We start from the raw sequence: 14,663 nt of genomic DNA, 5'->3' as shown, positions 1-14,663 counted from the left end.
TTTAAAGAGTGTTTGTTTAAAATTGTTTATTAATTGGACCATTACTCAACAGAACATTACTTTGTCGGAAAAGTGTATGTGGTTGATTAATGATGTCAATACAATGATAGTATATTCGATAAATTAATGTTTATAAATGTCTTGAAAAAGTTACGCAAACGTTGCCGGCAACGTTTGCTATTGAAATAGTTGTAACAATTTATCGTTAGCCAAGTTCTTACAATTTTTTCATCGCGTTGAAAACCAATTGTGCTATCAATTTACCTCCCGCAACCTGAAAGTGTGTATTATCCTTTTGTCCATCAGGATAAGCCTGAAACTGTCCTGCTGGAAAATTCATAAAGTAATTTTCCGTGACATAATCTTGCCCTTTTTCAGAGAAATGTACCATAGAAAGTTCGTTGAGATCGATCAATTTGACATCCATTTCCCTAGCCACTTCTTTTACAGCCTGAGGATATTCACCATGTACATTGTGAAGTTTACCCTCCCTCCAGGGGTAATTTCGTGCTACGGGCGTTAGCAAAATCGGAAGTGCTCCTCGTAGGCGCGTCTGATCAATGAATAGACGAAGGAATTCTTTATAACCGTCGATGTTCACATACCGCTCAGGATAGTTTTCAGCACCATCGTTATGTCCAAACTGCATCATCACAACATCTCCTTTTTGGAGTGTTTTGTATATGGCAGACCATCGTCCCTCCTGAAAAAAGGTTCGGGTACTCCGACCTCCTTTGGCACGGTCGTCCACCCTCACCTCCCGCACATCCTCAAGGAGATGTTCTACGTATTTTAGGCTGTCTTTGACGAAGAACGCTTGGAACATTTGCCCCCAACCGACTAATGGATAGCGCTTGCTATCGTAATCGTCTTCCAGCGAATAATCCGCGACAGTGGAGTCGCCTATGAGGTAAATGGTTGTTACCTTTTGATAGGTGAACGAAGTAAGTATCGTACACAAGACTAAGGTAATTACCGTTAGGCTATATTTCTTCATAAGCTTATCTTAATAAGGGGTTCCATCCATTTAGGACCTTTTCTGGGCTATATTTTTTTAGCGCTGATTTCTTCAATTGATGTGACCAAATTACTCGTTTGGACAAATCCTTTGCACCAGGTCCATGACTGCCGTATTCAGCATAAAAAGCAGTTTTCTCTTTATTGGGAAAATTCTTATCGCCCGGCCAGGGATGCCATCCTTCTGATGTAATATGAGCACCCATTTCGGTGTCGATGAAAACCGTTTTGGCATACGGACGCCACGGTCTGCCGAGGTAAACGTTATTTACCTGCTCATCTTTAGCTGTTAAGATGCAGGAGTCAAACACAAAACCATATTGATCGTGTTCGATGGTAGACGCAGCGGTAATATAAGAGTTAGATAGACTCTCGATGCGGCAACGAAAGAAATATGCCGTTGCTGCACCAAAGATAAAATCGGTTGTGCCGTTGATAATACAGTTTTCGAGATAGGTACGTGTACCTGCCCTTGCAAGATAAAGTGTATCTTGATTTCCGAAAATATGGCAATTACGAATGACGATGCGATCTCCTTCCGTGTGCAATGCGACCGCTTGCCCTACTCTTCCTGCAGTGTTTTCAATAGTGAGGTCTTCCAACGTACAATCGTTGGCAGCGATCAATACGGTATACGAGGTATAGGTGCTGAATTTGGGGTTTCCTGTCACATCTACTCCGCGAAAAGGCTTCCCCGAATAGTCATCAAACGCGATGATGGTCTGTACTGCTCCTTCCCCTTTTAAGGTGATGTTTCGTTTAAACGATGGAATAACCACTTTCTCATTATAGGTTCCCGCCTTGATACGAATAATCACGCGCTTTTCCGCATGGTCCCTTACCTGGTTAATAGCTTCCTGTATAGTCGTACAATCACCCGAACCATCTTTGGAGACGACCAGCTCAAACCTATTGTCGATCGTTTGCGCTATACTCCCTCCAGCGATGAAGGAGATAAGCAAAACCAATAATATTTCGCGTAAATACATACTCTTATTCTATTTTATGGGTCCTACTCTAAACCAATCAAACTCCGCGTAACCACTATCGTTGATCTGTGTGTCCCGTATAGCATATAACCCCAATGTAGCGCCAATCCATTTGCCCGGTTGTGCGGTAAATGCTTCACCTACTGGTGTATACTTTTTGTCATCAAGACTATAATACCATTGGCAGATTGCTCCCTTACTTACTTTCACACGAAGATAAATATATTCCTGATTAGGTAGCGAGGCGATCTCCTGTACAGATTCTTCACCGCCTGTTAATCCTCTTTTACAGGAGCCATAATGTAATGTTTGCTTGCCTTTGTTGTGCTCCACGAAGAGCTGGCTGTAGTCTTCTCCTACGACGGCAAAACCCGCACGTTCGTTCTCGATTTTTTCGTGACCGATAAGCCGCATTTTGGTCGTCGCCATAAATTCCTCTGCCGGAAACTTCTGCGTCAATACATTGGGGATATCTAATAAATTTTTGTAGGTTTCTGGAACCGACTGTGTATATAAGGTCAAGTGTCCGTGCTTGCTCGGCATGAGCCAAGTCCCGTCGGGATTGGCTTGCCATTGCCATTGCTTGCCAAGTAAAGGCGTATCGAACTCATCCGATTCCGTGGGTGTTTCTACTGGATAGGTTTTTCCGACATTCGGTTTTTTATGTGTCAGTACGGGCTCTCCAGTACCTTTGATGTCGGTCTCTATACCGATAACTGGCCAATCGCCTACCCATTTCATAGGTTGCAGGTGGACAACACGTCCATAAGCATCTTTATCTTGAAAATGGATAAACCAGTCTTCCCCCGTCTGCGTGTCTATCCAAGCACCTTGGTGTGGCCCATTGGTGGCGGCACTTCCTTGATGCATGGCGACGTGCCGTTCGTAAGGACCATATATATCTTTCGAACGTAATACCAGTTGCCATCCGGTAGATACGCCCCCTGCGGGAGCAAACAAATAGTAGTAACCATTGCGTTTATGCATCTTGGTACCCTCAATAGTTGGATCGTCTTCATGTCCGTCATATACAATGACACCGCGATCCAAGGCCTTGCTACCGGTTGCATTAAGTTTCGCAATAGCAACAACACTTTTCAGTCCAGCACGACTCCCCGCATAGGCGAAAGACAGATAATTGTTGCCGTCCTCGTCCCAAAACGGACAAGGGTCGATCAATCCTTTGCCTTCAAATACCAACACGGGTACCGACCAATCACCGGCAGGATTTTTGGTCTTGGTCATGTAAATACCAAAATCGGGGTCGCCCCAATAAATATAGAAGGTACCTTCATGATGACGGATAGAAGGTGCCCAAACACCATTCCCATGTTGAACGGCATTAAAAACGTCTTCCGGAATCTGTCTAGGTAAGGCGTGCGATACAATTTTCCAGTTGACGAGGTCTTTCGAATGCAATATGGGAAGACCTGGCGCGTGATTGAAGCTCGATGCCGTCATGTAATAGTCTTCACCGACACGTATCGCATCGGGATCGGAGTAATCGGCATGTAAAATGGGGTTTTGATATTGGCCATTGCCTAAATCAGCCACCCATACCGAAGATACGTAAGGCGTTTGTGCGTAAGCAATAGAACCTGATGATAAAATTAAAGCAAATGAAAATAACAAAAACTTGTTCATAGTTGTGTATTTGATTTATGTATTGGTAACCACAAGGATACATATTTTTAAGGAGCGCTACAAAAAGAAATGTGCAATCGTTGCCGGTAACGATTGCGTTTAATTTTGTGGATTATTCTCAAAAAAATGTGGAAATTGACATGCAAAAGGAGTAGCAGTAAAGCAATAAACCGACAAAGATGTTTAAAAAACGTATTCTATTTTCGTTGGGTAGCGTCCTCTCGATGTGCCTAATATGCAGTTTTATGCTACAGTCTAGGAAGCAGACGATTTGGATGATAGGCGATTCGACGATGTCTGTAAAGGCACCCGACAAATTTCCCGAAACAGGTTGGGGGGTGGCTTTTGCGACAAAATTTAAGACACATACTGAGGTTCAGAATAGAGCGAAAAATGGCAGAAGTACAAAGTCCTGTATAAATGAAGGTATTTGGAAAGAAATATACGAAGGTATTCAGCCGGGTGACTATGTTTTTATTCAATTTGGTCACAATGATCAGAAAATCCATAAACCGAATACAGGAACGACGATAGATGAATACAAAGCAAATCTTTCTTTTTTTGTGGAAAAAGCACGCTCAAAAAAAGCAAAACCTGTTTTATTGACGCCTATTGCCCGCCGTGCATTCGAAGATGGGAAGCTCATCGATACGCATGGCGCGTACCCCAATGCAGTGAGAGACGTAGCAGATAGTTTAAATGTACCACTTATCGACCTTACCAGAAAAACGTCAAACTTATTAACCGAAATGGGCGAAGAGGAATCCATGAGCTTATTTTTACATCTCCCGGATGGACATACGAACTATCCGAAAGGAGTCATCGACAATACGCATCTTAATGAACGGGGCGCGGAGGTTATTGCTCATCTTGTCGTACAGGACATTAGACGTCAAGGTATGTCCTTAGTGAAATATTTAAAATAAATAGAAAAGAAAATATAATGAAAAAATTAATTTGTGCCGAGCCAGGACGATTTGTATACGAAGAGGCAGATATCCCAAAGCCAGAAAAAGGAGAATCCCTGTTGCGTATCCGAAAAATCGGAATTTGCGGAACGGATATCCATGCGTTTGCGGGTCGGCAACCTTTTTTTACTTACCCACGCACGCTGGGGCATGAAGTTGCTGCCGATTACGTAGCAGGAGATGCAGAAGGGTTTACAGCAGGCGACAAGGTAACGGTAATCCCGTATTTCACCGAGGGAAAAGACATCGCTTCGCGGATGGGGAAACCCAATTGTACAAACGATATGCGCGTATTAGGTGTCCATATTGATGGTGCTATGGCGGAGTATGTAGTCGTTCCGTCGCATGCCTTACGTAAAGCAGCAGGCTTAGAATATGACGATCTCGTACTTGTAGAGCCATTGTCCATTGGCGCACATGGTATACAGCGGGGAAGTATTATTCCCGGAGAGTTTGTCCTCGTTATGGGAGCAGGACCAATAGGTCTCGGAATTATTGCTTTGGCAAACATTGCTGGTGGAAAGGTCATTGCGTTGGATGTCGACGATAGCCGCTTAACTTATGCGAAAGAGTTGGGAGCGTCGTACACCGTTTCGGTACGGGATGGGGATGTAGAGGAGCAATTGGTTACGATTACAAATGGCGATATGCCTACGCTCCTGTTTGATGCAACGGGAAATACAGCGGCGATCAACAACGCTTTTCAGTATATGGCACACGGTGCACGCTATGTGCTGGTAGGTTTACAAAAAGAAGAAATACACTTTAGCCACCCGGAGTTTCATAAACGGGAGGGCACATTGATGAGTAGCCGGAATGCTTTGGCAAGTGACTTTGAAAATGTCATGCAGCGCTTGCAAGATAAATCATTGGATGCTCAACAGTTTATCACCCGACGTGTCAAATTCGAGAAAGCAGCGGATCTGTTCACCGACAGTAACAAACCGCTCCTTTCGGGAATCAAGACAGTTATCGAGTTCGATTGATTACCCTCTCCCCGGGGAGACTTTTCTTTTTATGGTTTCATGGAACGCAAACGTTACCGATAACGTTTGCGTTTTTAATTTCGGGCTAACCCACTGTTAAACTGATTATTAATCCCTAGATTTAACTCAACCAATGGATAGAGGGGTAATTTCATATGAAGGTAAACCTGTTAATTGTTTTGTTATTTGTATGCACTCAAAGTTTATGTGCGACGTCCTATGATTTTGTCGTAGCAAAAGATGGGAGTGGTGATTTCGGGACCGTGCAAGAAGCAATTAATGCGGTACCTTCCTTTCGTAAAAATGTGACTACAATTTTTGTGAAAAACGGGATATATAAAGAAAAAATTGTATTGGCGGCCCCAAAGCAGCATATAAAACTGGTTGGCGAGGACAAATTTAATACGATTTTGACGTACGACGATTTTGCCCAGAAGAAAAGTACATTTGGTGAGGAAATCGGAACATCAGGCTCATCCAGTTTTTACTGTATCGGCGACGGATTTACCGCGGAGAATATAACATTCGAAAATAGCGCTGGCCCCGTAGGACAGGCTGTTGCGATATGGGTAGGTGCGGATAAGGCAACGTTCATCAATTGCCGCTTTTTGGGTTTTCAAGATACGTTATATACGTATGGTAAGGGAGCGCGGCAACTCTATGTCAATTGTTATATCGAAGGAACAGTCGATTATATTTTTGGGTCATCTACGGCTTGGTTTGAGGGGTGTGAGTTACATTGTAAAAACGCGGGCTATATTACCGCCGCTTCAACCTCCGAATCCTCCGAATACGGTTATATATTCAATAATTGTATTATTACGGGAGCAGAGGATGTACAACGTTTCTATTTAGGTCGTCCTTGGAGACCGTACGCTAAAGTCGTGTTTATGCATTGCTCCTTACCGGCTTTTATCGTTCCGGAGGGATGGCACAATTGGGGAAAGGAAAGCAACGAACAGACCGCTTTTTATGCGGAATATAAAAATAAAGGAGAGGGATCTTTGTCACAAAGTCGTGTCAAATGGTCGCGGCAGCTAACGGACGAAGAGGCGGATAAACTGTCCATATCGGCTGTTTTCGGCGATTGGGATGCCAAATCAGTAACAAAGAAACATACGGTTCTCCGATAACGATTGCATAGTTTTTTCTTTCTTTTTCTGTACAAACGATGTAGACTTGTCTAAGAGAAGCAACCGAGATTTAAACGAATAAGAAATAAGATGATACGAAAGAAACAACATATCAAAACAATATATATCATCATGCTGCTGATATGGGGAAGTATGGGGGCGTGTGCGTTAAAAGCACAGGAACCTGCACGACCGGTCGTGCAGCAGGTGAGTTTTCCGAAAGACACGTTGCATATCACCGAATTTGGGGCAAAAGGGGATGGACAATATGTAAATACCAATGCTATCAATAAAGCGATTACAACAGTTAGTGAAAAAGGCGGTGGAGTGGTATTGGTACCGGGCGGCCTGTGGTTGACAGGACCTATCGAAATGAAGAACAATGTGAATCTGCACGTTCAACGGGATGCGGTAGTCTTGTTTACAGACGATTTTGATGCGTATGAATTGGTAGAATCAAACTGGGAGGGAGAACCTGCTTGGCGAAACCAAAATCCTATTTCGGGCAAAAACTTGGAAAATATAGCGATTACTGGAGCTGGTGTTATTGATGGAAATGGAGGTGCTTGGCGTATGGTGAAACGAGATAAGATGACAGATTCGCAATGGAAAAAACTCGTTGCATCTGGTGGTGTTGTGGACGAAGCAGGCAAGATTTGGTATCCCTCCGAAAGTTCGCTACGTGGTGCAATAACCCAAAATGCAGGTAAAGGCCATGCAGGACAAACCGCAGCAGATTTTATGGATGTGAAAGATTTCTTACGCCCCAATTTATTGGTATTTACCTCTTGTAAACGCATTCTATTGGAAGGTGTAACCATTCAAAATTCGCCAGCCTGGAATATTCATCCTTTGATCTGCGAAGATTTGACGGTACGCAATCTAACGGTGCGAAATCCTTGGTATGGTCAAAACGGTGATGGTCTGGATATCGAATCCTGTAAAAATGTGCTAGTCGAAAATAGCACATTTGATGTGGGTGACGATGCCATATGTATCAAATCAGGGCGTGATAAGGCTGGTCGTGATAGAGCAATGCCGACAGAGAATGTCCTTATTCGAAACAACATTGTATATCACGGACACGGAGGATTCGTAATCGGAAGCGAGATGAGCGGTGGCGCTAGAAATATTTGGGTTGAAGATTGTTCTTTCGTGGGTACCGATATTGGCTTACGCTTCAAGACCACACGAGGTCGAGGAGGCGTGGTAGAAAATATATTCATTAGTAATATTAACATGACTAGTATTCCCGGAGAGGCGATATTATTCGACATGTATTATGGCTTGAAAGGTTCGCTTCCGAAAGCAGGAGAGCAGGGGGATGCCGTCGCGGAGATCCCGGCAGTGAGCGAGGAAACTCCTCGATTCCAAAATTTTGTTATTCGTAATATCAATGTAAACGGTGCGGAAAAGGGAATCTTCTTCCGTGGCCTACCAGAGATGTCTATTAAAAATATTGTGATTGAACACGCGAATATTGTGGCGAAAAAAGGAATAGAGATTCTGGAGGCATCAGATATTGTCGTGAAAGATTTGATGCTCAAAACAGCCGAGACAAATCCGCTCATTCACGTGGATAACAGTGAAAATATGGTGTTTACAGATTTAAAGCCGGTGGGCGATATAGACCTGCTAATCCATGTATCCGGCAAGTCGACTAAAAATGTGACATTCACAGGAGTGAAGACAGAAAAAGTCAAAAAAATAAGTGCTTTCACCAGCGGTGCATCAGAAGAAGCGTTGGTGATAAACTAATTCCGTGAGAAGTACCTCATAAACGAAGGTAGAAAGAAGGTTAATGATAGAGAGAATGAAGAAGAGTATAAGTTTCATAATTTGTTTGCTGTTGTTTACACAGCTTGGCTTTGGACAACAGGCTTTATCCGAGAAGATGGCCATCACCGCGATGGATTCACTCTACAAAGATGCACGCTTTACGAACAAAGAGAAAGGGCCTCAGTGGACCTATGATATGGGCGTGGTATTAGAAGGGATGGTGGAAGTATGGCGAAATACTGGTGATAAAACTTATTTCGAATACGTGCAGCGCTGGATGGATCAGTTTGTAAGCGAAGATGGTGATATTCGCAATTATAGGCCAACCGAATATAATATTGACCACATTAAAAATGGTCGCTCGTTATTATTCTTGTACAAAGTTACAGGGAAACAGAAATACCTAAAGGCAAGTGAAAAGGTTTATAACCAAATTTTGACACACCCGCGGACTAATGAGGGAGGATTTTGGCATAAGAAAATCTATCCTTATCAAATGTGGCTGGATGGGCTCTATATGGCACAACCATTTTATGCCGAATACGCTGCTTTGATGGGCATTGATAGTGCGTTTGATGATATAGTGAACCAGTTTACCTATATGGAAAATCATGCGCGTGACGAAAAAACAGGATTACTTTATCATGGTTGGGATGAATCCAGAAAAGAAAAATGGGCAGATCCTGAAACGGGCCTCTCAAAGCATTTTTGGGCACGTGGTATAGGATGGTATGCGATGGCTTTAGTGGATGTGCTTGATTATTTCCCACAGGAACACGCTGGCAGGGAACAGCTTGTACAAATCCTAAACCGAACGTTGACTGCTGTTGCTAAATATCAAGATTCTAAAACAGGTGTATGGTATGATATTGTTGACTTGGGAACACGGGAAGGAAATTATGTAGAGGCGTCAGCATCGAGCATGTTTGTATATGCAATGACGAAAGCGGTACGAAAAGGATATGTATCCAAAAAGGATTTTCAAAAACCTATCGACAGGGGATATGCTGGCTTGGTGAAGCAATTTATCACACCTGGCGGTCCCGACCGTGTGAATATAAATCATGTCGTTACCGTTTCCGGATTGGGAGGTGTTAAGAATTACCGTGACGGTAGCTTTGAATATTATATGAGTGAACAGGTGAAACCCAATGATCCCAAAGGGGTTGGGCCATTTATTTTGGCCGCATCAGAAATAGAATTTGCAAAGACAGCAAAAGGAAGAAAAGCCAATGTCACGTTGGACAATTATTATAATAACGAATACAAGAAAGCACCGGACGGTCAATTGAAGGCTTATCACTATCTTTGGGACGGTCAAGATAACAATGGTTTCTTTTTGCTGGGACGGATCTTCGAACAATATGGAGGAACATTGAACACCTTGCGGGAAGCACCAACCCAAGAGAAGCTGGCAGACAGTGATATCTATGTTATTGTTGACCCCGATACGGAGAAAGAGACAGCAAATCCGAACTATATGAACGAGGCGGATGCGAATGAGATTGCAGGTTGGGTTCGAGCAGGAGGTGTTTTGGTGTTATTACTCAATGACGCGGGCAATTGTGAGATCGCTCAATTCAATACGCTTCCACAAAAATTTGGCATGACGTTCAACGAGGATAACCGGAATATGGTGAAAGGAAATAATTATGCCGACGGCGCCATTGGCATTCCGTCGAAAACAGGGATTTTCAAAAGGACGAAGAAGATTTATATAAAAGAAATCTCTACGATCAATGTCACAAAGCCGGCGAAAACATTAGTGCAAGATAAAGGAGACGTTATCATCGCAACAGCAAAATTTGGCAAAGGAGCTGTTTTTGCCATTGGTGATCCCTGGCTATACAACGAATACGTAGATGGACGGAAGCTCCCTACGGAATACCAGAACTTTGATGCGGCGCATGAACTGGTGCAGTGGTTAGTGAAAAAAGCAAAATAAAAAAAGAAACTATGGGCATTAGATTTTCCATACTATACTGTTATTTGCTTGTACTATCTTTCTCGGCTTTCGCGCAAGAGAAAGATAGCTTAGCGGAAAAGATACTGATATATCAACTTCCGAACGGGGCCTGGGGCAAACAACTGGTTGATAGGAAAGTGGTTAATTATGTCCTGCCCTTAACGAAAGAGTTGCTTCAGAAAATCGAGGCCACCGATGAAAAGCACGCCACGATCGACAATGGAGCTACTACACGGGAAATTAACATATTAATAGAGGCATATGCTAAAACGCAGAACACGGATTATTTAAATGCCGCCCGTAGAGGAGTGGAATATCTGTTGGAAGCCCAATACCAAAACGGTGGTTTTCCGCAATATTACCCGAACAAATCCTTGTATCGCGGACAAATCACCTACAACGATAATGCGATGATCAATGCACTGACGGTATTGGATAATCTCGTGAAAAAAACAGCTGGTTTTGAAGCATTGACGGACGATCAGTTGAAAAAACGTGCGACGGATGCGGTGGCAAGAGGCGTAGATTGCATTTTGAAAACCCAAATTGTACAAGACGATTCCTTGACTATCTGGGCGGCGCAATACGATGAAAAAACACTTCAACCGGAACAGGCAAGAGCGTTTGAACCTGTTTCTTTAAGCACATCTGAATCGGTCAACATTGTGCGGTTTTTGATGAGACAACCTGTTACTCCGTTGATAGAAAAAGCAATTGAATCTGCTATTCGTTGGTTTGAGGTGCACGATCTGGAGGGCTATCGTTTTGATAAAACAACAAATCCAAAAACAGGGAAAACAGTACGGGATTTAGTGCCTGATAATACATCGGTGGTGTGGTCTAGATTCTACGATATAGAAAACAATAAACCGTTGTTTGGCGACCGAGATAAGAGCGTTACGTACGATTTTTCGGAAATATCAGATGAACGGAAGAATGGGTACGCATGGTTTGGCAATTGGCCAATCAAATTGTTGGAAAAAGACTATCCCAAGTGGAAGAAAAATAAGGAGATAAAAAAGTAAAAACATGTTACTTTCAAGAGAGAATATAGAAAAAATAGATGCAAGCAAGGTTGAGTTGCCTAAAGGCAATTCCTTTGAATTTCCAGAGCGCGTATTGCAATTTGGAACTGGGGTGCTGTTGAGGGGTTTACCCGATTACTTTGTTGACCACGCAAATAAGGCAGGCGTGTTTAATGGCCGGATTTTAGTGGTTAAATCGACAGCATCGTCGGGTACGGATGAATTTGCGGAGCAAGAAGGGGTATACACCTTATGTATCAAAGGAATAGAGGATGGACAGGAAGTCGTTCGGTACAGTGTTAATAATGCCATTTCACGCGTATTGTCGGCCTCGAAAGATTGGCAGGCTATTCTTGAGGCGGCACGGAATCCCGATATGCAAGTCGTATTTTCCAATACGACCGAAGTGGGAATCGTGTTGAGTAATGATAAAGTAACAGACAATCCACCCACATCGTTTCCTGGAAAATTGTTATCGTTCTTGTACGAGCGCTATCGACACTTTGATCGTGATACAACAAAAGGATTAGTGGTGCTGCCGACGGAATTGATCTCCGACAACGCAACAAAACTGAAGAAAATCTTGCATAGCCTTGCGGTTCAAAATAACTTGGGGAAAGACTTTTTGACATGGCTAGACGAAGCGAACGACTTCTGCAATACCTTGGTAGATCGTATTGTGCCGGGTCGTTTGCCAAAAGAAGAGCAGCAACAGGCGGAACAGGATTTAGGGTACCAAGATAAACTCATGATCATGGCGGAGCCATTCCGTTTATGGGCTATTGAAACCGATTCCCCTCGCGTAAAGAAAACCCTCTCTTTTGCCGAAGTGGATAAAGGCATCGTGCTTGTACCGTCTATTGAGAAATTTAAGGAGATTAAACTACGTCTGTTGAACGGAACGCATACGCTAAGTTGTGCGGCAGCGTTATGGAGTGGCTTTATAACAGTCAAAGAAGCCATGCAAAATGACTCGTTTAATACATTCGTGCGAAACTTAATGAAAAACGAAATCGGTAAATCTATCGTAGACCAAAATATCGAAACACAGGATGTGGAAGACTTTTCCAATCGTGTAATTGATCGGTTCAGCAATCCGTTTTTGGAACACCGTTGGGAAAACATTGCGTTAAACTATACGTCTAAAATGAATATGCGCAATGTGGCGTTATTAGAAAAATGGTATAAGAAGAATCTCGTTCCGCCGCAGCATATTGCGTTAGGTTTTGCCGCCTATATTAAGTTTATGGATACGAAACAGCAAGACGGCCAATATGTTCAGGAGATTAACGGGCAGAAAATTGTACTGCAAGACGAATTTGCACCGGCGCTATTTGATTATTGGAAAAATGAACAGACGGCAGTACACAATGTGTTGCATGATGATAGCCTATGGGGAAAAGATTTGACAACGTATCCCGAGTTTGAGTCGACTGTAAGGTACTATCTGGATGAGATAAACGCCAATGGCGTATTAGAGACAATTGAAAAGTTAAATGCAGCATGGCAAATAGAATATTAAGAATCCATCCGAAGGACAACGTATTGGTGGCGTTGCAGGATTTGGCAAAAGGTGAGCAAATCGAATTTGATGGGGTTGTTTATACCCTGCAGGATGATATACCAGCAAAGCATAAGTTTTTTATGCAAGAAATGCACCAAGGAAATGAAATATATATGTACGGGGTGTTGGTGGGAAAGACGCAGTATTCCGTGCCGCAAGGGGGGATTATGAATACGGATAACACAAAACACGCGGCAGATCCCTACGCGTTTCGTCCTTATGAATACACATGGGAGGCACCCGATGTTTCCCGGTTTGCAGATCGAACCTTTAACGGGTATCTGCGTCCAGATGGCAAAGTGGGTACCGCCAATTATTGGCTTTTTATTCCTACGGTATTTTGTGAAAATAGAAACCTGGATGTTATCAAGGAAGCACTTCACAATGAGCTGGGTTATTCGGTTACGGGAAAATATCGGGCTTTCACCCGCGAATTATTGACAGCATATGAAGCCGGCCAGGATATCAGTACACTGTCACCCGAGCAGTTGAGCGTAACCTCCCATCAACAAAATCGTGTGTTTAAGAATGTAGATGGCATCAAATTTTTAAATCATCAAGGTGGATGTGGGGGCATCCGGCAAGATGCTGCAGTTTTAGGAAAGCTATTAGCAGCTTACGCCGATCATCCTAATGTGGCGGGCGTCACTGTCTTAAGTCTCGGTTGCCAAAATCTGCAGTTAAGTGATTTAATGACAGACATCAAAGAAAGAAACCCGAACTTTAGCAAGCCGATTTATGTCTTTGAGCAGCAACAATCGAAAAGTGAAGAACAACTCATTCAAGAAGCGATACAAAAGACTTTTATCGGGCTTATCGAGATTAATAAACTGAAAAGGCAGCCTGCACCATTGAGCAAATTGACCTTGGGAGTGAAATGTGGTGGTAGCGACGGTTTTAGTGGAATATCGGCAAATCCAGCTGTTGGATATACGTCTGACTTACTGGTTGCTTTGGGAGGTAAAGTATTGTTGGCGGAGTTTCCGGAATTGTGTGGAGCTGAACAAAACTTAATTGATCGGACAATAGAGCCCGATGCGGCCCATAAATTCATTAAGTTGATGACGGCTTATAGTCAGGCAGCGGAAAATGTAGGTTCTGGGTTTCATATGAACCCCTCTCCTGGCAATATTAGGGACGGTCTGATTACAGACGCCATAAAAAGTACAGGAGCGGCAAAAAAAGGCGGAACATCACCTGTAGTGGATGTGCTAGACTATACGGAAGAGGCTACAAAGCCTGGATTAAATCTGGTGTGTACCCCCGGCAACGACGTAGAAGCAACAACAGGAAAAACAGCATCGGGCGCGACACTAATTTTGTTTACAACCGGACTTGGTACACCTACGGGTAATCCCGTATGCCCTGTCATTAAAGTCGCCACGAATAACGCATTGACACAACGTATGGGCGATATCATCGATATCAATACCGGGCCAATTATTGACGGTGATAAAACCATTGAGCAAATGGGAGAAGATATTCTCGAATATTGTATTAAAGCCGCTAGTGGCGAAATCATACCAAAAGCAGTTCAATTAAATCAAGACGACTTTATTCCTTGGAAAAGAGGAGTTAGTTTATAAAACAAT

At 43.1% G+C, this 14,663-nt stretch carries 11 protein-coding genes; 8 read left to right on the top strand and 3 right to left on the bottom strand.

Annotation, left to right across the window (positions count from 1 at the left end):
* Positions 1–217: 217 nt before the first annotated feature.
* From FXV77_RS04310 to FXV77_RS04300, 3 genes are read right to left on the bottom strand one after another with little or no spacing between them, the layout of a single operon-like run.
* A complete protein-coding gene (locus FXV77_RS04310; protein ID WP_148917988.1) occupies positions 218–997 on the bottom strand; it encodes a rhamnogalacturonan acetylesterase in 780 nt (259 codons plus the stop codon).
* 4 nt (positions 998–1,001) lie between these two features.
* A complete protein-coding gene (locus tag FXV77_RS04305) occupies positions 1,002–2,006 on the bottom strand; it encodes a pectinesterase family protein (protein ID WP_148917987.1) in 1,005 nt (334 codons plus the stop codon).
* 9 nt (positions 2,007–2,015) lie between these two features.
* On the bottom strand, positions 2,016–3,650 hold the full coding sequence (locus FXV77_RS04300; RefSeq protein WP_148917986.1) for a glycoside hydrolase family 43 protein: 1,635 nt from the start codon (positions 3,648–3,650) through the stop codon (positions 2,016–2,018).
* Between the two features lie 245 nt (positions 3,651–3,895).
* On the opposite strand from FXV77_RS04300, the gene FXV77_RS04295 reads away from it, so the two are divergent.
* From FXV77_RS04295 to FXV77_RS04260, 8 genes are all read left to right on the top strand, one after another.
* Complete coding sequence (locus tag FXV77_RS04295) at positions 3,896–4,576, top strand: rhamnogalacturonan acetylesterase (RefSeq protein ID WP_246162256.1); 681 nt, start codon at positions 3,896–3,898, stop codon at positions 4,574–4,576.
* A gap of 17 nt (positions 4,577–4,593) precedes the next feature.
* Positions 4,594–5,604 carry a zinc-binding alcohol dehydrogenase family protein gene (locus FXV77_RS04290; protein WP_148917985.1) on the top strand — a complete coding sequence of 337 codons (1,011 nt, stop codon included), beginning with the start codon at positions 4,594–4,596 and terminating at the stop codon, positions 5,602–5,604.
* Between the two features lie 155 nt (positions 5,605–5,759).
* Positions 5,760–6,737, top strand: a complete 978-nt coding sequence (locus FXV77_RS04285; RefSeq protein WP_148917984.1) for a pectinesterase family protein — start codon at positions 5,760–5,762, stop codon at positions 6,735–6,737.
* Between the two features lie 90 nt (positions 6,738–6,827).
* On the top strand, positions 6,828–8,495 hold the full coding sequence (locus FXV77_RS04280) for a glycoside hydrolase family 28 protein (protein ID WP_148917983.1): 1,668 nt from the start codon (positions 6,828–6,830) through the stop codon (positions 8,493–8,495).
* A 55-nt stretch (positions 8,496–8,550) separates the two neighbouring features.
* Positions 8,551–10,461 (top strand): glycoside hydrolase family 88 protein, encoded by a 1,911-nt coding sequence (locus tag FXV77_RS04275; RefSeq protein ID WP_148917982.1) that lies wholly within the window; start codon positions 8,551–8,553, stop codon positions 10,459–10,461.
* Between the two features lie 11 nt (positions 10,462–10,472).
* Positions 10,473–11,507, top strand: coding sequence for a pectate lyase (gene pelA / locus FXV77_RS04270; protein ID WP_148917981.1), 1,035 nt, complete (start codon positions 10,473–10,475; stop codon positions 11,505–11,507).
* A gap of 4 nt (positions 11,508–11,511) precedes the next feature.
* Complete coding sequence (locus FXV77_RS04265; RefSeq protein WP_148917980.1) at positions 11,512–13,029, top strand: tagaturonate reductase; 1,518 nt, start codon at positions 11,512–11,514, stop codon at positions 13,027–13,029.
* Positions 13,011–14,657, top strand: a complete 1,647-nt coding sequence (locus tag FXV77_RS04260) for a UxaA family hydrolase (RefSeq protein WP_148917979.1) — start codon at positions 13,011–13,013, stop codon at positions 14,655–14,657. The genes FXV77_RS04265 and FXV77_RS04260 overlap by 19 nt, the downstream gene beginning before the upstream one ends.
* The last annotated feature ends 6 nt before the right edge of the window (positions 14,658–14,663 follow it).

Source organism: Sphingobacterium phlebotomi (assembly GCF_008180195.1).
Classification (GTDB): Bacteria; Bacteroidota; Bacteroidia; order Sphingobacteriales; family Sphingobacteriaceae; genus Sphingobacterium; species Sphingobacterium phlebotomi.
Note: the sequence above shows the minus strand (reverse complement) of the source record. Positions and strands in the feature narration are given on the sequence as shown.

Coding starts and splice junctions, on each gene's coding strand:
- FXV77_RS04300 (WP_148917986.1), bottom strand. CDS start 3,650: ATGAACAAGTTTTTGTTATTTTCATTTGCTTTAATTTTATCATCAGGT.
- FXV77_RS04290 (WP_148917985.1), top strand. CDS start 4,594: ATGAAAAAATTAATTTGTGCCGAGCCAGGACGATTTGTATACGAAGAG.
- FXV77_RS04295 (WP_246162256.1), top strand. CDS start 3,896: ATGCTACAGTCTAGGAAGCAGACGATTTGGATGATAGGCGATTCGACG.
- FXV77_RS04275 (WP_148917982.1), top strand. CDS start 8,551: ATGAAGAAGAGTATAAGTTTCATAATTTGTTTGCTGTTGTTTACACAG.
- pelA (WP_148917981.1), top strand. CDS start 10,473: ATGGGCATTAGATTTTCCATACTATACTGTTATTTGCTTGTACTATCT.
- FXV77_RS04265 (WP_148917980.1), top strand. CDS start 11,512: ATGTTACTTTCAAGAGAGAATATAGAAAAAATAGATGCAAGCAAGGTT.
- FXV77_RS04305 (WP_148917987.1), bottom strand. CDS start 2,006: ATGTATTTACGCGAAATATTATTGGTTTTGCTTATCTCCTTCATCGCT.
- FXV77_RS04280 (WP_148917983.1), top strand. CDS start 6,828: ATGATACGAAAGAAACAACATATCAAAACAATATATATCATCATGCTG.
- FXV77_RS04285 (WP_148917984.1), top strand. CDS start 5,760: ATGAAGGTAAACCTGTTAATTGTTTTGTTATTTGTATGCACTCAAAGT.
- FXV77_RS04310 (WP_148917988.1), bottom strand. CDS start 997: ATGAAGAAATATAGCCTAACGGTAATTACCTTAGTCTTGTGTACGATA.
- FXV77_RS04260 (WP_148917979.1), top strand. CDS start 13,011: ATGGCAAATAGAATATTAAGAATCCATCCGAAGGACAACGTATTGGTG.